Origin of the sequence: Leucobacter iarius, from assembly GCF_039530105.1 — a bacterium.
Classification (GTDB): Bacteria; Actinomycetota; Actinomycetes; order Actinomycetales; family Microbacteriaceae; genus Leucobacter; species Leucobacter iarius.
Map to the genome: position 1 here is coordinate 1,734,121 of NZ_BAAAOB010000001.1, position 18,424 is coordinate 1,752,544.

Sequence of the window (18,424 nt, forward strand, 5' to 3'; positions counted from 1 at the left end):
TCCGCGTAGTGTCGTCTGCGTCATGATCCTCTTCGAGAACGTCACCAAGAAGTACCGGGGTGCGCAACGTCCGGCGCTCGACGGCATCGACCTCCGGGTCGATCGCGGCGAGTTCGTCTTCATCGTCGGCGCATCAGGTTCCGGTAAGTCGAGCTGCCTGCAGCTCATCCTGCGCGAGGAGCAGCCCACCGGTGGCACGGTGCACGTCCTCGGGCACGATCTGAGCAAGATCTCCTCCCGCAAGGTCCCCTACTTCCGCCGCAACCTCGGCATGGTGTTCCAGGACTTCCGCCTGCTCACCAACAAGACCGTGTACGACAACGTCGCGTTCTCGCTGCAGGTCATCGGCAAGTCCCGCGGCTTCATCCAGGAGGCCGTGCCCGACACGCTCGAGATGGTGGGCCTGGAGGGCAAGGGCAAGCGGTACCCGCACGAGCTCTCGGGCGGTGAGCAGCAGCGCGTCGCCATCGCGCGCGCCATCGTCAACAAGCCGGCGATCCTGCTGGCCGACGAGCCCACGGGCAACCTGGACCCCGCGACCAGCCTCGGCATCATGCAGCTGCTGCGCGCGATCAACGCGGCCGGCACGACCGTGGTCATGGCCACGCACGAGGCGGCGTTCGTCGACATCATGCAGCAGCGCGTGGTCGAGCTCTCGCAGGGCGTCGTCGTGCGCGACGAGCAGAGCGGCGGCTACGGCGAGACGGCCTCGATCCCCGTGATGGACCTCACCGAGCAGGGCGCCCGCGTGCTGCGCACCACCGAAGCGGTCGTGCGGGCGGCGCTCGCGCCCGAGACCGGCGTGGTCGAGACTCCGAGCGCGGCGGCCGAGCCCGCGCCGCAGCAGGCCCCGGCCGCAGAAACGCAGGCATCGGCGCCGGTCGTCGCGGCCCCCGTGGCACCCGCCCCGGTCGTGCCCGCCGCGGCCGCCGTCGCGCCGCCCGAGGACGAGGATCCGCTCGACCTGACGGTCCGCGCCGACGGCACGAATGCGGCCCAGGCGCGTCGGGTTCCCGGCTTCCTCGCGCCGAACGAGATCGATCCCGTCGAGCTGGCGGCCAAGGGCGGACTCGCCGAGCGCCTCGGCCTCTCGGGGTCCCAGGACGACGACCAGACGGATGTGGGGCCGGTTCGATGAGAGTTTCGCTCGTGCTCGGCGAGGTCTGGAACGGCCTCCGTCGCAACATGTCCGTGGTCATCTCGGTGATCCTCGTGACCTTCGTCTCGCTCACCTTCGTGGGTACGGCGATCCTCATGCAGCTGCAGGTGCAGCAGATGAAGACCTACTGGTACGACCGCGCGCAGGTCGCGATCTACCTGTGCACCAAGTACGACCAGAGCGCCACCTGCTCGGGGGCCGACGCCTCAGCGGACCAGGTGGCCGCGGTCAAGCAGGCGCTCGAGTCCGACACGCTGAAGCCCTACATCGCGGACTCCTTCTACGTCGACCACGAGCAGGCGTACACGGAGTTCAAGAAGCAGTTCAAGGGCAACCCGATCGTCGACATCACGAAGCCCGACCAGCTGAACCAGACCTACTGGGTGAAGCTCAAGGATCCGTCGCGCTCCGCGATCATCCAGGAGACCTTCTCGGGGATCCCGGGAGTGCAGTCGGTCTCCGACCAGCGCAGCCTGCTCGACCGGATCTTCCTGATCCTGGGCGTCGCCAGCTACACGGCCATCGCCATCGCGGGCCTGATGCTCATCGCGGCCATGCTGCTCATCTCCACCACGATCCGCCTGTCGGCGTTCTCGAGACGCCGGGAGATCGGCATCATGCGATTGGTGGGCGCATCCAATAGGTTCATCCAGACGCCGTTCGTGCTCGAGGGCGTCATATCGGCGGTGATCGGGGCCGTGCTGGCCGGCATCGCGTCGGTCGCGATCGTCAAGTTCTTCGTCGAGGGCTTCCTCGTGACGAACGTGCCGTTCACGAGCTACATCACCGTGCAGCAATCGCTCGTCGTGCCGCCGATCCTGCTCGCGCTCGGCATCGTGCTCAGCGCGATCGCCGCGAAGATCGCGATCACGAGGTACCTGCGGGTCTGACCCGATCCTGCGCGGCGGGCCCCGCGCCTGCGCGCCTGCGCCCTCGCGAACCCCGCCGAGTGGCGGCAGAACGCCCGTATCCCCTCCGGATACGGGCGTTCTGCCGCCACTCGATGCTTTTCTCCTCCGCGCGGACGCGAGCTGTGGCAGACTGAGCAGGTCGGCCGACGCAGGCCGACATTTCGCTCACACTACGGATCGTCCGGCACGTGCCTGCCGGTGGAACGAAAGGAAACCTCGATGGCGAGCGTCGTCTACGACAACATCACCCTGCAGTACCCGGGAACCGACCGACCGGCGGTATCCGAGCTCAACCTCCACATCGAGGACGGCGAGTTCCTCGTCCTCGTCGGCCCCTCCGGCTGCGGCAAGTCCACCGCGCTGCGCATGCTGGCCGGCCTCGAAGAGGTCACCGGCGGCCGAATCATGATCGGCGGCGAAGACATGACCCATGTCTCGCCCAAGGATCGCGACATCGCGATGGTCTTCCAGAACTACGCGCTGTACCCGCACATGACCGTCGCCGAGAACATGGGCTTCGCGCTCAAGATCGCCGGCGTCGACAAGGCCGAGCGCCAGCGCCGCGTCGAAGAGGTCGCCGAGCAGCTCGACCTCACCGAGTACCTCGCCCGCAAGCCGAAGGCCCTCTCCGGCGGCCAGCGCCAGCGCGTCGCCATGGGCCGCGCCATCGTTCGCGAGCCGCGCGTCTTCCTCATGGACGAGCCGCTCTCGAACCTCGACGCCAAGCTGCGCGTGCAGACCCGCACCCGCATCGCCTCCCTGCAGCGCGAACTCGGCGTCACGACCGTCTACGTCACCCACGACCAGACCGAGGCGCTCACCATGGGCGATCGCATCGCCGTGATGAAGCTCGGCGTGCTCCAGCAGGTCGGCACCCCGCGCGAACTGCTCGACCGTCCCCGCAACACCTTCGTCGCCGGCTTCATCGGCAGCCCGGCCATGAACCTCTTCACCGCAGAGGTGACCGCGGCCGGCCTCGTGCTCGGATCCGCGACGATCCCGCTCGCCCCCGAGGTCGCCGCGGCGATCACCGGCGGCACGGTCACCGTCGGCATCCGTCCCGAGGACCTCTCGCAGGGCGAACCCGGCGCCGCGGGTCTCGAGATCGGCGTGCACCTCGTCGAGGAGCTCGGCGCCGACGGCTACCTCTACGGCCGCAGCGAGATCGCCGGCGCACCGACCGACCTGGTCGTGCGCGTCGACGGCCGTGCGCACGCCAACGCGGGGGAGCGCGTCACCGCGGTGCCCGACGTGGCCCGCGTGCACCTCTTCGACGTGGCGACCGGCGAGCGCATCGGCACCCCCGAGTCGCGCGAAGCCTGACCCGACCGCAGCGACGAACGCCCCCGACCGCAGCGCGGCCGGGGGCGTTCGCGCGTTCGCGCTCCGGGGAATCCCCGCGAATCGCGAGAATCGTCGCCCGCGGGCGAGACGGCGGGGGACGCCGCACGCTAGGCTGGAGGTTCGGTCCGCACACGGAAACGCTCGAAGAAGGGGGAGTGCCATGCCGAAGGAAACCGGCGAGAAGCTGATCGCGTCGAACAAGAAGGCTCGGCACGAGTACCTCATCATCGACACGTACGAAGCGGGCATGGTGCTCACCGGCAGCGAGGTCAAGTCGCTGCGCATGGGGCGCGCGTCGCTCGTCGACGGCTACGTGTTCATCGAGCACGGCGAGGCCTGGCTCGACGCCGCCTACATCCCCGAGTACCTCAACGGCTCGTGGACCAACCACGCTCCGCGCCGCAAGCGCAAGCTGCTGCTGCACCGTCAGCAGATCGACAAGCTCTACCAGAAGACGCGCGAGGGCGGCATGACCATCGTGCCCCTGCGCCTCTACTTCCTCGACGGCCGCGCCAAGGTCGAGATCGCGCTCGCCAAGGGCAAGCGCGAGTACGACAAGCGGCAGACGCTGCGCGAGCGCCAGGATCGCCGCGAGGCGGATCGCGCGATCTCCGCGCGCAAGCACCTCGGCGAGTAGGGGTTCTCCGCGATCGATGGGTCGTGATCGACCCGTTTGGGGACGCGTGTCGGTCCATCCGCGATCAGCGGCCGGCGGCGAGCAACTCCGTTCGCGCGCCGATCCATCCGCGGCCGGCGCTTCGCGCTGGCCGCTCCCGCCAAGCCCACCAGGCTTGCGAACGGAGTTGCGCGCCGCCTCCCGCCGATCGCTCCCGTTGAGGGCTGGTTCACCTTTGCGTGTGCGCTCAGCCGGATTTGAACGCTCCGCCGGAGAAAACTGTCAGAACTTATCCGGCAGAGCGTTCAAAACCGGCTGAGCGAACGTGCGATCGGGTCGGGGGCACAGGGAGAGTCACCCGTGCCCCGAAAGGACTATTTGCGCGACCTCTCCTCCGTCTGCGCGGCTCAGACGGAGGAGCGCCGGAGCAGCCGGGCGAGCTCGACCGCGCCCCACACGGTCAGCATGAGCAGCCCCGTGAGCATGAGCGCCAGGCCGAGTGTGAACGACATCAGTTCTGCTGGGAACAGGTCCAGGGTGCCGCCGCCGTTGTCCCGGACGGTCGATATCTGCGCCGACGCGATCATCCAGCCGACGATCGCGAGCACGACGGAGACGCCGACGAAGGCGACTCGTGCGACGACGGGCGCCGAGACGGTCCGCACCATCTCCGGCTGGGTATCCGTCGTTCCGCCTGCGTGATCAGTCATGTGCTGCTCCGTCTCGAGTTCGCGTCCAGCGAGTTACCCGTAGGCGGATACTTCGCTGAATCCCTGCTCCGACCCTACCCGATCTGCCGCGCTTCTCGACCGGCCCGGACTCCGGACCTCCGTGCGGGCCGGCCCGCGGGAATGAGTCCCGCACGAATGGATGCGGTGCCGACGATTGGACGCCTGACAGGCGCGAGATTCGGCGTCCAATCGTCGGTTCGGCGTCCAGAGGTCGGCTCCGCATCCAATCGTCGGCACCGCGTCCGCTGGTGGGGCCGCTGAGCGGCCGCGCCGAGTTATGCCGGATCGAGCGCGCGGCTGAGGTCGAGCAGGAGCGCGTTCTGCAGCGCATCGAGCTCGTCGGAGAGCGGCCCCGGCCAGCTCGACAGCTTCACGATCACCGAGTCCGTCTGCGGGTCGAGCCAGAGGTTCTGGCCGTGGATCCCGATCCCGCTCACGTTGCCGCGCTCGTTGCCGGTGCACCACCACTGGCGCGTGTAGCTGCCGTTCGGGAATTCCCCTGTGAACCCTTCGTAGGTCATGGCGTCGGTGGATCCGCCGGCGAGCACGCTGCGGGTCCACTCCTCGGGGACGACGCGTCCGCCGGGGGCGGTGCCGCCGTCGAGGATCACGCGTCCGACGCGGGCGAGGTCGCGCGCCGTGCACGAGATCGCGGCGTTCGCGAAGCCGAAGCCGGTGGAGTCGACCGTGATGGTGGCGTCGCGGTCGGCGTCGAGCTTCGACCAGAGGTGCTCGGAGAGCGCGTCGGAGTAGCGCGAGCCGGTGACGCGCTCGACGATCCAGGCGAGCACGTCGGTGTTCGCCGAGCAGTATTGGAACTCGCCGACGGATCCGCTGCCGCGCAGGGTGGTGAGGAACGCGTAGTCGTCCGCGGGGTCCCCGGGCTTCGCGGGGCGCCAGCCGGCGGCGCGGTCGTGCGTCTGCACCTCCGAGTCGGGGTCGACGTAGTTCTCGCTGTAGTCGATCGCGATCTCCATGTCGAGCGCGCGCTGCACGGTGGGGCCGTCGTAGACGGATCCGGCGAGCTCGGGGATGTAGTCGGTGATCGCCGCCGCGGGATCGATCCGCCCGGCGCCGATGAGGGCGCCGACGACGGTGCTGCAGAGCGACTTGGACACGCTCATGAGGAGGTGGCGCTGGTCGGGTGCGAACCCGGGCCGGTAGTACTCGGCGACGACGTCGGTGCCGCGGAGCACGAGGAGCGCATCGGTGTAGGTGCGTTCGAGACGATCCTCGAGCGCGTCGACGCGGCTCGCAACGGCGTCGAGACGCACGGTGGCCTCGGCCGGTGCGGCGGGCCGGCGACGCGAGACGGTCGCGACGGGGAGCATCTCGGCGAGGTTCGCGAACGCCCAGCGATTGTGGGGCGCCTCCTGCCAGGTCTCGAGGGTCGGCTGACCGGCGGGTGCGCCCGGGTAGCGGGCGGGGTGGGGGCCGGTGTCGGCGCTCATGCGGCGGCCTCCTTGCGGATCGCGGGGCGGGCGAGCAGCACGTAGAGCCCGGCGGAGACGAGGAGGCCGACCGGCACCGAGAGGTCGAGTCCGCCGACGGCATCGGCGAGGGGCCCCACCCAGATGTCGGTCGAGAGGAACATCGCGGTCGCGACTCCGCCGATGACGGCGGAGAGCAGTCCGGCGAGACCGAAGCCGTTCGCGAACCAGTAGGCGCCGCTCTTCGACTCCTCGAACAGCTCGAAGGCGTCGTAGCGGCGCTTGCGCAGGAGGATGTCGGTGACGTAGACCGCCATCGTCGGCACCGAGATGATGAGCAGGAACTGCAGCATCAGGTTGACGGCGGAGATGAGCGAGGTCGACATGGCGAGCACGATGGTGAAGACGGTGCCGAGGGCGCCGATGAGGATCGCCGACGGGATGCGCTTGATGGGAACGCCGATCGACTGGAAGACCATGCTCGAGGTGTAGGTGGTCATGCCGTTGAGCGCGATGGTGTTGACGACGACGCCGAGCACGAAGATGGGGCCGAGCCAGGCGGGGATCATGTCGAGCAGCGAGTATTCGATGCCGAGCTTGAGCGCGTCCTCGGTGACGGCGGTGCCGAGCAGGGCGCCGAAGCCGGTGAAGAGGAAGCAGGGGATGGCGCCGCCGAGCGCCGTCGCGGCGATGATGCTCGCGGGCTTCGTCTCGGCGGGGAGGTAGCGCGCCAGGTCGGCGCTGTTGGAGTACGAGAGCGGGGTGGATGCCAGGATCGCGAAGCCGACGCAGAGCGACACCCACAGATCGTGTCCGCCGAGGGGCTTCGGCTGGGTGAAGGCCCAGTCGATGTGGGGGAGGAGGAAGCCGGTGACGACGAGGAAGATCACGAGCAGGACGGTCGTGACGACGGTGTAGGCGCGCAGGATCAGCGCGTGGCCGTAGACGGCGACGAGCACGGTGATCGCCGAGACGACGACGGTCACGCCGATGATCGCGAGCGGCTGGTTGTCGAGGCCCATGCGGCGCAGCAGCTCCACGCCCATGAAGGTGGAGGCGACCCAGTTGAGTGCGAGGAACACGCCGGAGATGAACCAGCCGTAGAAGGCGATGACGATCCGGTTGCCGCGGATGCCGTAGATGGCGCGGGTGATGACCGAGCCGGAGGTGCCGGCGGCGGGGCCGCTGACCGCGACGATGCCGGGCAGGATCCAGAGCAGGCAGGAGGCGAGGATCACGAGGAGCGCTTGCCAGACCTCGAGACCGAGCACGAGGGTGAGCGTGGCGCCCATGGTGAAGTTGAGCACGCTGACGTTGGGCGCGGCCCAGACGGCGAACAGCTCGCGGGCTTTGCCGTGCCGTTCGGAGGGGGCGATGATCTCGATCCCTCGGGTCTCGGGCTGGCCAGCGGCGTCGACGAACGTGTCGTCTGGGGTGGGGGCGGACGGCTTCGTCACTCGGGTTCCTCTCGGCAGCAGCCCAGGGCAGCATCGCGTGGTCCAGAACGAGCGGCAGTGCTATTGGTCATGGGGCCAATGGGCTGTTGGTCACTATTCCAATATGATGACGGGCATGGTGTCAAGTGGAACGCGCGGACGCGTACGGAAGGAACCCGAGGAACGCCGGGCCGAGATCCTCTCCACCGCGGCCACGATCGCCCTCGAGGACGGGCTCGAGCGCATCACCCTGCGCGCCGTCGCCGAGCGCCTCGACGTGCGTCCGGGGCTGATCAGCCACTATTTCCCCGCCGCCGAGGACCTCGTGATCGCCGCTTTCGAGCTCGCCATCGCGGGGGAGCGGGACGAGATGTTCGCGGCATCGGGAACCGCGCTGGAGCGGATCGCCGGGATCGTGCACCGCATCGAGAGCCGCAGTGCCGACGACCTTGCCCGGCTCTGGCTCAACGCCCGGCACCTCTCGCGCTTCAGCGAGCCGCTGACCCGGGCGGTCGAGGCGCAGGAGGCGCACGACCGCGACGAGCTCATCGCCCTGATCGACCAGGGGGTCGCCGAGGGGAGCTTCGTGGCACCGGATCCGCTGACCGCGTGCATTCGCATCTTCATGGCGATCGACGGCTTCGGCGGATACGTGAACGATCGCGGCCCGTTCGTGGGCGAGGCGTTCACCGGCTTCGTGAGCGACGTCGTCGCCTGGTCCCTGGGCTTCGAACGCGCGGAGCTCGACGCGGCGGTGGCGCGCCTGGCGTGACCGGAGCCCGCGGTGCTAGAATCGAGGTTCCGGTTCTGCCGGAGTTTGACAATTCCACAGCGCGTGATGTGCCGCCCCGGTGGTCGGAAGACCGCACACGGGGCCGATCGGTTTCGACACGTCGATTTGAGACCGTGAGAAGCGGGCCGAGGACGCGGAGTTATCTCGTAAACGCCCTTCGCAAACCATAGGTGCCAACGCTAAGCGCACCGACTTCGCTCTCGCTGCCTAAGCAGTAAGACCGAGTCCGTCAGGTCGGGTGGGCCTCCGCCCCGGTTTCCTGGCGTCATCTAGGGGGCTTGCTGATGCGTCGCGTCTCAGGGCGCATCGGGACTTTTTCTGAGACTGGGCCTGTCGTCCTAGCTGTTCGTGGCAAAGAACGGGGCCGAGTAGAACGCTTTCACGAACTACGCTCGTAGAAGGCACGGAATCGTCGAAGTGGACCGGGGTTCGATTCCCCGCGGCTCCACAGCGGCATCAGCATCACGCGCTCGGTGAATCGTCAGCGGGGGCCTCCATCAGGAGGCCCCCGCTTCGTTTTCCCCTGCCTGGGGCGGCCGGCCTCCGCGGCTCGGTCGAGCCGCGGCTCGCACAGAGACGGACCACCGTGAACGATCCCTTCGCTGAACTGCCGGCCCTGCCGATCGTGATTCCGCTCGGCGTGATCGTCTTCGTGCTGCTCTGCTGGCGGCTGCGCGCGACGGGGCGCTTCTCGATCCCGCGAGCCGCCGTCGCGGCAGCGCTGGCCGTCTACGCCGCCGGAATCGTCGCGAATACCGTGTTCCCGATCTTCCTCGACCCGCCCGCGCTCGCCGGCCCCTGGTGGTCGGGGGTCGTGCTGACGCCCTTCGCGGACTACGAGGTCGAGGACGCGCTCACGAACGTGATCGTGTTCCTGCCGCTCGGAATCCTGATCCCGCTCCTGATGCGGCGCCCCGGCTGGTGGAAGGTTCTCCTGGCGGTCGTGGGCACGAGCCTGGGGATCGAGCTGACGCAGCTCGCCGCGCAGGATCTCGCCGGCGGCGGTCACATCGCCGACATCAACGACCTGATCTTCAACACGATCGGCGGCCTCGTCGGCTCCGGCCTGCTCGTGCTCTTCGCCCGGATCCCGGGGTGCGATCGGATCGTGCACCGGTTCAGCTGGTCCGAGCGCGACGGTGCGGCGGCCGCGGGATCCGGTGACGTCCCCGCCGGCCTCAGCGGTTCGGGAGGATCCTGAAGGACTCGAGCAGGTCGCCCCGCGCGGTCGCGACGGCCGTGCTCTCGCCGGTGAACACCCGGCTCACCCATGCGAAGCGGAGTTCGGTCGTCTCACCCTCGGTCGTCGCCTCCAGCACGGTCATCTGCGCGCCCGCACCGATGGCGTCGCTCGCGGCCCAGCTGCGCACGCCCTCCGGTCCGCGGAGCACCCGGCCCCAGTCGTCGACGAATCCGTCCTCGGTGAACGCGGCGACGAACGCGTCGGTGTCGGCGGCGTTGAGCGCGTCGACGAAAGCCTGGAGGGGAGCGGGAACGGCGATGTCGGTCATGCCTGGATCGTACGCTCGACCGTCGCCCGAGCGCGAGCGGATCACGGGATGATCGCCGACGATTGACCTCCTCGCGGGGGTCGTGCGCCGCGGTGTCCGGCGTTCACCGCTGCGCTCACCGCTGCGCTCACCGCTGCGCTCACCGCTGCACGTCGCGGAACGCTCCGGGCGCGACACCGGCGCGGTGCTTGAAGTACTTCGAGAAGTTGGCGGGATCGTCGAAGCCGAGGCGGGCCGCGATCGCCGCGACCGATGCCTGTTCGTGCACCAGCAGGCGCTTCGCCTCGAGCACGACGCGGCGGTCGATGAGCTCCTTCGCGCTCAGGCCCGCGTGCGTCCGAGCGAGCCGGTTGAGCGTGCGCTCCGAGTATCCGAGGCGCCGGGCGTACCAGGCGGCCGTGCGATGCTCGGCGAAGCTGCGCTCGATCTCGTCGAAGAGCCAATGGAACGCCTCCGGCGGTTCCACCTCGACCGTCGACGCGTCCGACTCCGCGGTGCCGGCGAGCAGGAGCAGCGCCGCTGCCGCGGCGTGCGTCGCGGCGTGATCGCGGGCCTGCGCCCGGGGAGCCGGGTCGCCGGGTCCGGACGAGTCCGCGGTGATCGCGGCGAGGGCGTTCAGCGTACTGAGGAACGGTCCGCCCGATGCGGCGGCATCGGCCCAGTGGTTCCGCGCGAACGCTCCGAACGTGCGCAGCAGTGCGACGACGTCGGCCGGCAGCGCGTCGGGGCTGAAGATGACCGCGATGCCCTCCAGCCGGCGCACGTCGCCCCAGAGCTGGACCTGCCCGGCGTGCACCCAGAGCGCGTCGCCGGCGGCGATGTCGTAGCGCATGAAGTCGACCTCGTGCGTCGTGCTCCCGTGCTCGATCGCGAGCAGCATCTCGAAGTCGGGGCGCTGCGGGGCCGCGAACTCGGCGAGGCCGCCGCGCCGTCTGATCCGGTCGATCGTGGTGATCTCGATCGGGAGGCGCGCGCTCCCGGCCGGGTTGTAGCGCACCCGTCTCACCGGGGGTGTCTGATTTTCACCATGAGCTGTCCGTGCTGAACCGTGATCTTCGCGCTCCATGAGCATAGTTTTACCTCATGGCCACGGAATCACCGAGTGACTCGCGGCCGACCACCGCTCGCACACCGATCCACGGAGAGAAGACATGACCGAGCTCACCATCACCGTCCTGGACGCACCGGCGTCCTCACTGCACAAGACGAGCGTGCTCGTCACCGGCGAGACCGAGTCGGTGCTCGTCGACGCCGGCTTCACCCGCGCCGACGGGCACCGGATCGCCGCCGCGATCCTCGATGCCGGCAAGACCCTGACCACCGTGCTCGTGACCGGCGGCGATCCCGACTTCTACTTCGGCGCCGAGGTCATCGCGGACGCGTTCCCCGAGGCCCGATTCATCGCCCCGAGCGACGTGATCGAGCACATCCGCCACAGCTACGAGGGCAAGCTGCAGGCCTGGGCGCACCTCGGTGCGAACCTGCCGACCCGCCTCGTCGAGCTGACCGCGTTCGACGGCGGCGAGATCGCCGTCGACGACCGCAGCATCGAGCTGCGCAGCGCCGGCGACGATCTCGGCGATCGCCGCTGGTTCGTGTTCGAAGCCGAGCAGCGCGCGCTCTTCGGCGGGATCCTGCTGTTCGAGGGCCTGCACGTCTGGACCGCCGACACCGCGACCCCCGAGGCGCGCGGCGCCTGGCTCCGCGCGCTCGACGGCTTCGACGCGCTCGATCCGGCGTTCGTCGTCGCGGGCCACCGCGTCACCGGCGCTCCGACCGATCGCACCGCGATCGCGCACACCCGCACCTACCTGCAGCGCTTCGAGGAGGTCATCGCCGCGTCCGTCGACGCCGCGACGGCGGAGCAGACGCTGCTCGCGGAGTACCCCGACGCCGGGCTCCAGATCGCCGCGTCGCTCGGTACCAAGGTCGCGAAGGGGGAGATGTCGTGGGGCTGAGCGAGTCGACCGAACCGGCGGACGTCGTCCGCAGGCAGTACCTCGCCTCGGCCGCGGGCGATCTCGCGGCCCTGCGCGCCACGCTCGCTCCCGACGTGGAGTGGACGGAGATGGCGGGCTTCCCGCTCGCCGGAACCTACCGCACGCCCGAGGGCGTCACCTCGAACGTGATGGAGGTGCTGGGCCGCGACTGGACGGGCTGGACCGCGCACGACGACTCCTACGTCGTCGAGGGCGAGAACGTCGTGGTGCTGGCGCGCTACACGGCCCGCAACAACGCGACCGGCAAGGACTTGAACGTGCGGGTCGTGCACCACTTCGTCGTGAGGGGCGGGCTCATCGTGCGCTTCGAGCAGTTCGTCGACACGGCGCTGGTGCGCGACGCGATGGCCTGAACCGAGCTGCGAGGCGCCTCGCGGCTACGCGACTCGGGCGAAGCGCGGACCGCGGTACCCGTCCCGATCCACCTGCTCGACGAACATCGCGACGGGGCGCACCCAGAAGCTGTAGTCGTCGTAGAGCTTGCGGTAGAAGACGAGCGGCTCCTCGGTCTCCGAGTGCCGGCCCGTGCCGACCACCTCGTACCGCCGGCCCTTGAAGTGCTGGTAGATGCCGGGCTCGACGTCGGGGGAAGCAGAAGCGGTCATGGTCGCAGCCTATCGGCTGCGACCATGACCGCTTCTGGACGTCCGGTGAGCCCGAACTCGAGACAGCCGAGGACCTATTTGAGGAGAAGTTTTGTCTCTTGTTCGTAGTTATTGGTGCCGCTGTCTACTACAACGAGGCTTGCCGGCGTGTTCTTCTCGAGCACACTGAAGGCGATATTCCAATCGTGGGTCTGGCCGGTGAGGAGCTTTGCGTTGCATTCCATATTCCCGGGAATTCGGTAGGTCTCAAAGACCTGAGTCATCTCAGACTGGTTGGAATCGAATCCTCTGACATAGAGGCCTGTGTCTCCGCAGGAGAGGTCTGCCGCTTTGGGTGACGAGTTGGTGAAGGTTGCTCTGATCAAGACAAGCTTGGTGCCTGGATCGGCGACGAGGGGTGCCCCGTCGACGGTTTCTATCTGGTCCATGACTTCGACAGAGTTGATCGTCAGTGAAGCGCTTGCGGAACGGAAGGGGCTCTTCAGCGGAACCTCATCAGCGGAAGCGTTTGAAGGTGCACCCTTGGTCGTGGAAGTCGGAGCCTGAGGCTGGGGCTGCTGGGTCGTCGGAGCTGATCCTTGTGCAGCGGGTTTGCTTGGCTTCTCGTCCGCAGCTGATCCCGAAGCTAGAGAAATGAGGGCCACCGAGAGAGCTATTGCGGACATGGCCAGCGCCGACAAGGAAATCCACAGGAGGGCTTGGCTGGGGCGCTGTTGCTGGGGTGTTGATGGGGTAGAAAGCTCGCTCATTGTGTCTCTTGAAGATAAGTTAAGGCTTGCCAATGTTGATTGAAGGTTACAGTATCTTTAACCTCATGCGGGCAAGCGAACTCGGGCAGTTTTGGCGACGCTGTCCCTCAAGGTCGCCGAATGCTACTTCGGGAACTCGGGGGCCTTCGCCTCGCACGTCACCGGCTTGCCGGGCTCGGAGGTCGCCGACGCGATCTCCTGCGTGCCGTCGAGCAGGATCCGGCAGGTCGCGCGCACGCCGGCCGGCGGCGTCGCGGTGACCCGGGTCGGCTTGCCGACGACGGCGATCGAGTCGGCCTTCCACTTCGCGGCGGCGGTCCCGGCGCCGGCGGCGGTCTCGACGGTGCCGACGCGCTTCATCGCCGCTTCCTCGAGGCGTCCGCTGGTGTCGAGGTACGCGACATCGGTGAGGGTCGCCGGTGCGCGCCCATCGGTGGTCACCTCGTAGTCCACCTGCCAGGCGTCCTGCGACGACTTGCCGATCGCATCGATGACGCTGCAGCCGGTCAGCGGGAGCAGGAGAGCGGCGGCACCGACGGTCAGGGCGAGCGGGCGGATTCGAGAGGCGGTGATCTTCATGCTTCCGATCCTCCCGGGGGCCTCCGGCGCGCCGCATCGGACCCAGGTCGGACGCGGCGGTACCGGAGTGCCGTCACTCGCTCTCGCGGTTCCCCTCCAGGATGCCGAGCATCCGCGTGAAGTCGTCCTGCTCCGAGCCGAGCGCGGCGAAGGTCGCGCGGTCGGCTGCTTCGACCGCGAGCACGGCCCGGTTGACGATCGCGAGACCCGCCGGCGTCGGAGCCACGGTCACCGCGCGACGATCCTGCGGGTGCGCTCCGCGGACGATCAGTCCGTTCCGCTCGAGCGCGCGCACCACCTGCGAGGTCATCATCGGGTCGGTGGAGGCGGCGTCGGCGAGTTCGCGCTGCGTCATCGGCTCCTCCGGGTCCGCGTGGGCGAGCGCCGCGAGCAGCACGAACTGCACGTGGGTGAGGTCGAACGGGGCGAGCGCGGAGCGGATCGAGCGCTGCCAGGCGTTGGTGACCCGCCAGAGCATGAGCCCGGGACTCCGGCGGGCATCCGAGTAGTCGGAGTCGAGGCGGCTCACGCGGTCATCGCCTCCCGCAGCGTGTCGAGGTCCTCGGGTTCGAGCGGCACCAGCCCGAGGCGGAGGCGGTAGCCCCAGTGCGGGTCGGCGGTGAGGCGCAGCGAGTCCCGTACCCGCTCCAGCGGCACGTGCGTCGTCGAGACGACGTCGAAGCGGCGGCGGAACGGCTGGAACGACCCCTCGTCGGCCTGCCAGATCTCGTCGTCCGGAAGCGTGCCGATCGCCGTGAAGCGGCGGTAGGCGACGCCGTCGCCGCGCGAGCGGGTCGGGGAGTAGTAGACGAGCGTGTCGCCGGCGTGCATGCGCGCGAGCGCCGTGCGATTGCCGTGGTTGATCTGCGCGATGCCGAGTTCGGCTCCGCGGGCCACGTGGTCCGCGGCGACGACGCCGAGCCAGCCGCGGCTCATGCGGCGTCCAGGTCGGCGAGGAGCCCGTCGATGCTGGTGCGCGCGGCGTTCGCGAAACCGCGCCCGATCGCGAGCTTCCAGAGCGGCGCGAGCGGTCCGTCGATTCGGATCTCTACCGACAGGGTCGACCCGTCGTCCGCGGGCTCGACGCGGTGATCGAAGGTGAGCGCCGCGCCCGGCATGCGGGAGACGTTGGTGAAGCGACGATCCTCGACGAGCTCGGTGATGGTGAATGCGGCCGCGGGGCCGCTGCTCGGCCGCATGCGTCCGGCGGCGCCGAGGCGGACATCGCCGGTGAACGTCACCTCGCGCACGTCGGGATCCCAGGCGGGCCAGGAGTTCGGGTCCGCCCATCGTGCGAACACGGATTCCTCGGGGTGGCGGGTTCGGGCGCTGTGGGAGCTGAGGATCGGCATGTCTTTAGTATGCGCGCTTATTATCTGGTGGGCAAGTCGCCTCGCCGCGAAGCGCTGCGCGATCGGGATCAGCGGAGGCCCATCGGCACCCCCTAAGCTGTGCGGCATGCGTGGGATCGATGCCGGCTCCGCCGCGACCGCGGGGTCGCGGCGGATGCGGCGCGCGATCCTCGCGTTCGCCGTCGTCGCCACCGTGCTCGCGGGCCTGCTGGGCATGCACGTGCTCGAGCTGCACGGCACTTCGGCCGCGGGGCACGACGCCGGAGCGACCATGACGACGCACTCTGAGGCGGGCGTGACGACGAACGCCGGGGCGGCCTCCGCGGACGGCGCTGCGAGCCCGAGCGAGATGGGCGGCATGGGCGGCATGGGCGATTCCGGCATGGCGATGGTGTGCGTGCTGGCGCTGCTGCTCGCCGCCCTGGCCGTGCACCTGCGGAGACGCTCGGTCCTGCGGGCCGCCGCGCGGCCCGCAGGGGGAGCGCGGCGTCGATCCCTCCGGTTGCTCCTTGCGCGGATCCCGGATCCGCCGACACCGCTCCTGCTCGGGATCAGTCGGACCTGAGCGGCATTCGATCCGGTGCGCGCCGAGTCGCGCGCCGGATCGGTCCTGCCGTATCCGATCGAACCCATTCAGCGGGCGCTCGTGCGCCCGCGCACTCAGGAGACCCCAGATGAATACCCGTGCACTCACCCTTCTCATCGCAGGCGCTGCGATCGCCGGATCCCTCGCGGTCGGCGGCTGCGCAGCGCAGTCGGCCGGAGAACCCTCGCCGAATCGCAGTGCCACCGCGACCCGTCCTGCCGATGTCAATGACGCGGACACCATGTTTGTGTCGATGATGATCGGCCACCATCAGCAGGCGATCGAGATGAGCGAGATCGTGCTCGCGAAGTCCGGCCTCGACCCGCGCGTCCGCGAACTCGCGAAGCGGATCAAAGCGGCCCAGGCGCCCGAGATCACCCAGCTGCAGGGCTGGTTGTCCGACTGGGGGATGGCCGGCGCCGACTCCTCGATGGGCGGCCATTCCATGGGCGGGATGCTCTCGACGGAGCAGCTCGACCGCCTGAAAGCGGCGGACGGGGCCACCGCGTCGCGGCTCTTCCTCGAGCAGATGATCGAGCACCACGAGGGCGCCGTCGAGATGGCGAAGCCGGAGGTCGCCGACGGTGCGAACGCCGAGGTGAAGCGGCTCGCGCAGTCCGTGATCAACGATCAGAGCAGCGAGATCGCGCAGATGCGCGAGCTGCTCGGTTCGCTGCAGTAGTGGAGTCGGTGCCGGGCGCGGGGAACCGCGCCCGGCACCGCTGCGCCGGTTCGCCGATGAACGAACGGTCGAGCCGGCCGCGCGCGGTCGGCTAGACCGCCGCCGGGGCTTCCAGGTCCTGCAGGGCTCGGACGAGCGGGGCGAGCTCGGGTCGTGCGTCCGCCTCGGCGAGCACCCGCTCGAGCGCCTCGTCGTGCACGGGGTGCGCGCGTTCGTAGAGCCGGCGGCCGGCGGGGGTGAGCTCGGTGTAGATGCCCCGGCGATCGTCGGCGCACAGGATCCGGGTGAGCAGGCCGCGATCCTCGAGGCGGGTCACCAGGCGCGTGGTGGCGCTCGGGCTGAGCGCAGCAGCGCGCGCCAGCTGCTGCATGCGCATGTGCCAGCCGTCCTGCCGGCTCAGGGCGTCGAGCACGGTGTACTCGACGACCGACAGTTCGACCGATGCGCTCAGCGTGCGCTCGAGCTCGGCCTCGATGAGGCCGTGCAGGGCGGCGAGCGTGCGCCAGCCGCGGGCGCGGATCTCGACGGCGTCGTCGGCGATGCCCATGGGTCCTCCAAAAGTCGTTGCTTGCGCTGGTTAATTGCGTGTGCAATGATTGTGTTCATCGACGCAACATCCCGCGTCTGCAACTACTTTATCAGGATCCTCCGCGAACCGCGAGGGATCCGGGGGAGCGCACGCATGCCACTCGGACTCATCGCCCTCGCCATCGGGGCGTTCGGCATCGGACTCACCGAGTTCGTGATCATGGGTCTGCTGCCCGACGTCGCCCGCGACTTCGGCGTCAGCGAGGCGACGGCCGGCTGGCTCATCTCGGGCTACGCCCTCAGCGTCGTCGTCGGCGCGCTCGGCATCACCGCCGCGACCACCCGGCTGCCGCGCAAGGCGGTGCTCATCGGGCTCGTCGTGCTCTTCATCATCGGCAACGCGCTCACCGCCGCGGCGCCCGACTACGGCGTCGCAATGCTGGGCCGCATCGTCGCCGCGCTCAACCACGGGGCGTTCTTCGGCATCGGATCCGTCGTCGCGGCCGAGCTCGTGGCCCCCGAGAAGAAGGCCGGGGCGATCGCGATCATGTTCACGGGTCTCACGGCCGCCAACGTGCTCGGGGTGCCGTTCGGGACGTTCCTGGGGCAGCAGTTCGGCTGGCGATCCACCTTCTGGGTGATCTCGGCGATCGGCATCGTCGCGCTCGCGGGCATCGCGGCGCTCGTCCCGGCGCCGAAGGACGCGGGGGAGCCGGTGCGTCTCCGCTCCGAGCTGCGGGCGTTCCGGTCGGCGCAGGTCTGGCTCTCGCTCGCCGTCACCGTGCTCGCCTACGGCGGCATGTTCGGCGCCTTCACCTACATCGCCTACACGCTGACGGACGTCGCCGGTTTCGCCAGCGCATCGGTGCCGTGGCTGCTCGTGCTGTTCGGCGCCGGGCTCGTGATCGGCAACTGGCTCGGCGGGCGCTTCGCCGACCGATCGATCGACGGCACGCTGCTCGGGTTCATCGCCGCGCTCGTCGTCGTGCTGGTGGCCTTCGGGCTGCTCGCCTTCTCCCAGCCCGCGACCATCGTCATCCTCTTCCTCATGGGCGGGTTCGGCTTCGGCACCGTCCCCGGGCTCCAGAGCCGCATCATGCACTACGCGGGCGGTGCGCCGACGCTGGCCTCCGGCGCGAACATCGGCGCGTTCAACGTGGGCAACGCCCTCGGCGCCTGGGCCGGCGGAGTCGGCATCGCCGCGGGGCTCGGCTACACCGCTCCCATCTGGATCGGAGCCGCGATCACGCTCGCAGCGCTCATCGTCATGGCGTTCGCGGTGTTCGCGGCGAAGCGCCCCCGCCGGGAACCCGCGGCCGCGAAACCGGAGCCGGAACAGCAGGCGCAGCCGGCGGCCCTGAGCGCCGCCGCCCGATGACGCGTCGGGCCGCCCCGCTCGACACCCCATTCCT

General features: G+C 69.3%; 23 protein-coding genes and 1 other RNA gene. 12 read left to right on the top strand and 12 right to left on the bottom strand.

The window, feature by feature from the left end; translation table 11 throughout:
* The first annotated feature begins 22 nt into the window (after nt 1-22).
* The 4 genes from ftsE (at nt 23) to smpB (ending at nt 4,051) form a co-directional block, all read left to right on the top strand.
* Nucleotides 23-1,138, top strand: coding sequence for a cell division ATP-binding protein FtsE (gene ftsE / locus ABD169_RS07755; RefSeq protein ID WP_344031144.1), 1,116 nt, complete (start codon nt 23-25; stop codon nt 1,136-1,138).
* Nucleotides 1,135-2,049: a permease-like cell division protein FtsX gene (ftsX, locus tag ABD169_RS07760; protein WP_046454200.1), complete on the top strand. Its 915-nt coding sequence runs from the start codon at nt 1,135-1,137 to the stop codon at nt 2,047-2,049. Before ftsE ends, ftsX begins: the two co-directional genes overlap by 4 nt.
* Before the next feature lie 240 nt (nt 2,050-2,289).
* The gene (locus ABD169_RS07765) at nt 2,290-3,393 is read left to right on the top strand and encodes an ABC transporter ATP-binding protein (RefSeq protein ID WP_344031146.1); all 1,104 of its coding nucleotides are present in this window, start codon (nt 2,290-2,292) and stop codon (nt 3,391-3,393) included.
* A 181-nt stretch (nt 3,394-3,574) separates the two neighbouring features.
* On the top strand, nt 3,575-4,051 hold the full coding sequence (gene smpB, locus ABD169_RS07770; protein ID WP_046454198.1) for an SsrA-binding protein SmpB: 477 nt from the start codon (nt 3,575-3,577) through the stop codon (nt 4,049-4,051).
* Between the two features lie 386 nt (nt 4,052-4,437).
* Here smpB and ABD169_RS07775 read toward each other — a convergent pair whose 3' ends face one another.
* From ABD169_RS07775 to ABD169_RS07785, 3 genes are all read right to left on the bottom strand, one after another.
* A complete protein-coding gene (locus tag ABD169_RS07775) occupies nt 4,438-4,740 on the bottom strand; it encodes a hypothetical protein (RefSeq protein ID WP_344031149.1) in 303 nt (100 codons plus the stop codon).
* Nucleotides 4,741-5,036: 296 nt separating this feature from the next.
* Nucleotides 5,037-6,212, bottom strand: a complete 1,176-nt coding sequence (locus ABD169_RS07780) for a serine hydrolase domain-containing protein (protein ID WP_344031151.1) — start codon at nt 6,210-6,212, stop codon at nt 5,037-5,039.
* Nucleotides 6,209-7,648: a purine-cytosine permease family protein gene (locus ABD169_RS07785; protein ID WP_344031153.1), complete on the bottom strand. Its 1,440-nt coding sequence runs from the start codon at nt 7,646-7,648 to the stop codon at nt 6,209-6,211. The genes ABD169_RS07780 and ABD169_RS07785 overlap by 4 nt, the downstream gene beginning before the upstream one ends.
* A gap of 115 nt (nt 7,649-7,763) precedes the next feature.
* Between ABD169_RS07785 and ABD169_RS07790 the strand changes: the two genes are divergently transcribed.
* The 3 genes from ABD169_RS07790 to ABD169_RS07800 all read left to right on the top strand — a co-directional run bounded on the left by ABD169_RS07790 (nt 7,764) and on the right by ABD169_RS07800 (nt 9,621).
* Nucleotides 7,764-8,399 carry a TetR/AcrR family transcriptional regulator gene (locus ABD169_RS07790; protein WP_046454194.1) on the top strand — a complete coding sequence of 212 codons (636 nt, stop codon included), beginning with the start codon at nt 7,764-7,766 and terminating at the stop codon, nt 8,397-8,399.
* A 99-nt stretch (nt 8,400-8,498) separates the two neighbouring features.
* Nucleotides 8,499-8,871: a transfer-messenger RNA gene (ssrA, locus tag ABD169_RS07795) on the top strand.
* 135 nt (nt 8,872-9,006) lie between these two features.
* Nucleotides 9,007-9,621, top strand: a complete 615-nt coding sequence (locus tag ABD169_RS07800) for a VanZ family protein (protein ID WP_344031155.1) — start codon at nt 9,007-9,009, stop codon at nt 9,619-9,621.
* Here the strand turns inward: ABD169_RS07800 and ABD169_RS07805 are convergent.
* Both ABD169_RS07805 and ABD169_RS07810 read right to left on the bottom strand, forming a co-directional pair.
* The gene (locus ABD169_RS07805) at nt 9,599-9,931 is read right to left on the bottom strand and encodes a nuclear transport factor 2 family protein (RefSeq protein WP_344031157.1); all 333 of its coding nucleotides are present in this window, start codon (nt 9,929-9,931) and stop codon (nt 9,599-9,601) included. The two genes, ABD169_RS07800 and ABD169_RS07805, sit on opposite strands and share 23 nt — an antisense overlap.
* Nucleotides 9,932-10,070: 139 nt before the next feature.
* Entirely contained in the window at nt 10,071-10,937 is an 867-nt protein-coding gene (locus ABD169_RS07810; protein ID WP_344031159.1) for an AraC family transcriptional regulator, read from the bottom strand.
* A gap of 145 nt (nt 10,938-11,082) precedes the next feature.
* Between ABD169_RS07810 and ABD169_RS07815 the strand changes: the two genes are divergently transcribed.
* The gene (locus ABD169_RS07815) at nt 11,083-11,889 is read left to right on the top strand and encodes an MBL fold metallo-hydrolase (RefSeq protein WP_344031161.1); all 807 of its coding nucleotides are present in this window, start codon (nt 11,083-11,085) and stop codon (nt 11,887-11,889) included.
* Nucleotides 11,880-12,284 carry a nuclear transport factor 2 family protein gene (locus ABD169_RS07820; protein ID WP_344031163.1) on the top strand — a complete coding sequence of 135 codons (405 nt, stop codon included), beginning with the start codon at nt 11,880-11,882 and terminating at the stop codon, nt 12,282-12,284. Before ABD169_RS07815 ends, ABD169_RS07820 begins: the two co-directional genes overlap by 10 nt.
* Nucleotides 12,285-12,308: 24 nt before the next feature.
* On the opposite strand, the gene ABD169_RS07825 is transcribed toward ABD169_RS07820, so the two are convergent.
* The 6 genes from ABD169_RS07825 to ABD169_RS07850 form a co-directional block, all read right to left on the bottom strand.
* Nucleotides 12,309-12,536, bottom strand: coding sequence for a DUF1653 domain-containing protein (locus tag ABD169_RS07825; protein WP_344031165.1), 228 nt, complete (start codon nt 12,534-12,536; stop codon nt 12,309-12,311).
* Between the two features lie 74 nt (nt 12,537-12,610).
* A complete protein-coding gene (locus tag ABD169_RS07830; protein WP_344031166.1) occupies nt 12,611-13,285 on the bottom strand; it encodes a hypothetical protein in 675 nt (224 codons plus the stop codon).
* A gap of 123 nt (nt 13,286-13,408) precedes the next feature.
* Nucleotides 13,409-13,864, bottom strand: coding sequence for a hypothetical protein (locus tag ABD169_RS07835; RefSeq protein ID WP_344031167.1), 456 nt, complete (start codon nt 13,862-13,864; stop codon nt 13,409-13,411).
* Between the two features lie 73 nt (nt 13,865-13,937).
* On the bottom strand, nt 13,938-14,393 hold the full coding sequence (locus tag ABD169_RS07840) for a MarR family winged helix-turn-helix transcriptional regulator (RefSeq protein ID WP_344031169.1): 456 nt from the start codon (nt 14,391-14,393) through the stop codon (nt 13,938-13,940).
* A complete protein-coding gene (locus ABD169_RS07845) occupies nt 14,390-14,800 on the bottom strand; it encodes an EVE domain-containing protein (protein ID WP_344031171.1) in 411 nt (136 codons plus the stop codon). Before ABD169_RS07845 ends, ABD169_RS07840 begins: the two co-directional genes overlap by 4 nt.
* A complete protein-coding gene (locus ABD169_RS07850; RefSeq protein WP_344031173.1) occupies nt 14,797-15,216 on the bottom strand; it encodes an SRPBCC family protein in 420 nt (139 codons plus the stop codon). The genes ABD169_RS07845 and ABD169_RS07850 overlap by 4 nt, the downstream gene beginning before the upstream one ends.
* Before the next feature lie 106 nt (nt 15,217-15,322).
* On the opposite strand from ABD169_RS07850, the gene ABD169_RS07855 reads away from it, so the two are divergent.
* Together ABD169_RS07855 and ABD169_RS07860 are read left to right on the top strand one after the other, a co-directional pair.
* Nucleotides 15,323-15,781 (top strand): DUF6153 family protein, encoded by a 459-nt coding sequence (locus tag ABD169_RS07855; RefSeq protein WP_344031175.1) that lies wholly within the window; start codon nt 15,323-15,325, stop codon nt 15,779-15,781.
* Between the two features lie 109 nt (nt 15,782-15,890).
* Nucleotides 15,891-16,484, top strand: coding sequence for a DUF305 domain-containing protein (locus tag ABD169_RS07860; RefSeq protein WP_344031177.1), 594 nt, complete (start codon nt 15,891-15,893; stop codon nt 16,482-16,484).
* Between the two features lie 91 nt (nt 16,485-16,575).
* Here ABD169_RS07860 and ABD169_RS07865 read toward each other — a convergent pair whose 3' ends face one another.
* Complete coding sequence (locus tag ABD169_RS07865; RefSeq protein ID WP_344031179.1) at nt 16,576-17,031, bottom strand: MarR family winged helix-turn-helix transcriptional regulator; 456 nt, start codon at nt 17,029-17,031, stop codon at nt 16,576-16,578.
* A gap of 135 nt (nt 17,032-17,166) precedes the next feature.
* Between ABD169_RS07865 and ABD169_RS07870 the strand changes: the two genes are divergently transcribed.
* Nucleotides 17,167-18,390 (top strand): MFS transporter, encoded by a 1,224-nt coding sequence (locus ABD169_RS07870; protein ID WP_344031181.1) that lies wholly within the window; start codon nt 17,167-17,169, stop codon nt 18,388-18,390.
* The last annotated feature ends 34 nt before the right edge of the window (nt 18,391-18,424 follow it).

What these genes read in the sequence shown, in the direction of transcription:
- ABD169_RS07860 (WP_344031177.1), top strand. Translation starts at nt 15,891, where the DNA reads ATGAATACCCGTGCACTCACCCTTCTCATCGCAGGCGCTGCGATCGCC.
- ABD169_RS07775 (WP_344031149.1), bottom strand. Translation starts at nt 4,740, where the DNA reads ATGACTGATCACGCAGGCGGAACGACGGATACCCAGCCGGAGATGGTG.
- ABD169_RS07855 (WP_344031175.1), top strand. Translation starts at nt 15,323, where the DNA reads ATGCGTGGGATCGATGCCGGCTCCGCCGCGACCGCGGGGTCGCGGCGG.
- ABD169_RS07830 (WP_344031166.1), bottom strand. Translation starts at nt 13,285, where the DNA reads ATGAGCGAGCTTTCTACCCCATCAACACCCCAGCAACAGCGCCCCAGC.
- ftsX (WP_046454200.1), top strand. Translation starts at nt 1,135, where the DNA reads ATGAGAGTTTCGCTCGTGCTCGGCGAGGTCTGGAACGGCCTCCGTCGC.
- ABD169_RS07790 (WP_046454194.1), top strand. Translation starts at nt 7,764, where the DNA reads ATGGTGTCAAGTGGAACGCGCGGACGCGTACGGAAGGAACCCGAGGAA.
- ABD169_RS07870 (WP_344031181.1), top strand. Translation starts at nt 17,167, where the DNA reads ATGCCACTCGGACTCATCGCCCTCGCCATCGGGGCGTTCGGCATCGGA.
- ABD169_RS07850 (WP_344031173.1), bottom strand. Translation starts at nt 15,216, where the DNA reads ATGCCGATCCTCAGCTCCCACAGCGCCCGAACCCGCCACCCCGAGGAA.
- ABD169_RS07805 (WP_344031157.1), bottom strand. Translation starts at nt 9,931, where the DNA reads ATGACCGACATCGCCGTTCCCGCTCCCCTCCAGGCTTTCGTCGACGCG.
- ABD169_RS07815 (WP_344031161.1), top strand. Translation starts at nt 11,083, where the DNA reads ATGACCGAGCTCACCATCACCGTCCTGGACGCACCGGCGTCCTCACTG.
- ABD169_RS07865 (WP_344031179.1), bottom strand. Translation starts at nt 17,031, where the DNA reads ATGGGCATCGCCGACGACGCCGTCGAGATCCGCGCCCGCGGCTGGCGC.
- ABD169_RS07825 (WP_344031165.1), bottom strand. Translation starts at nt 12,536, where the DNA reads ATGACCGCTTCTGCTTCCCCCGACGTCGAGCCCGGCATCTACCAGCAC.
- ftsE (WP_344031144.1), top strand. Translation starts at nt 23, where the DNA reads ATGATCCTCTTCGAGAACGTCACCAAGAAGTACCGGGGTGCGCAACGT.
- ABD169_RS07765 (WP_344031146.1), top strand. Translation starts at nt 2,290, where the DNA reads ATGGCGAGCGTCGTCTACGACAACATCACCCTGCAGTACCCGGGAACC.
- ABD169_RS07835 (WP_344031167.1), bottom strand. Translation starts at nt 13,864, where the DNA reads ATGAAGATCACCGCCTCTCGAATCCGCCCGCTCGCCCTGACCGTCGGT.
- ABD169_RS07845 (WP_344031171.1), bottom strand. Translation starts at nt 14,800, where the DNA reads ATGAGCCGCGGCTGGCTCGGCGTCGTCGCCGCGGACCACGTGGCCCGC.
- ABD169_RS07780 (WP_344031151.1), bottom strand. Translation starts at nt 6,212, where the DNA reads ATGAGCGCCGACACCGGCCCCCACCCCGCCCGCTACCCGGGCGCACCC.
- smpB (WP_046454198.1), top strand. Translation starts at nt 3,575, where the DNA reads ATGCCGAAGGAAACCGGCGAGAAGCTGATCGCGTCGAACAAGAAGGCT.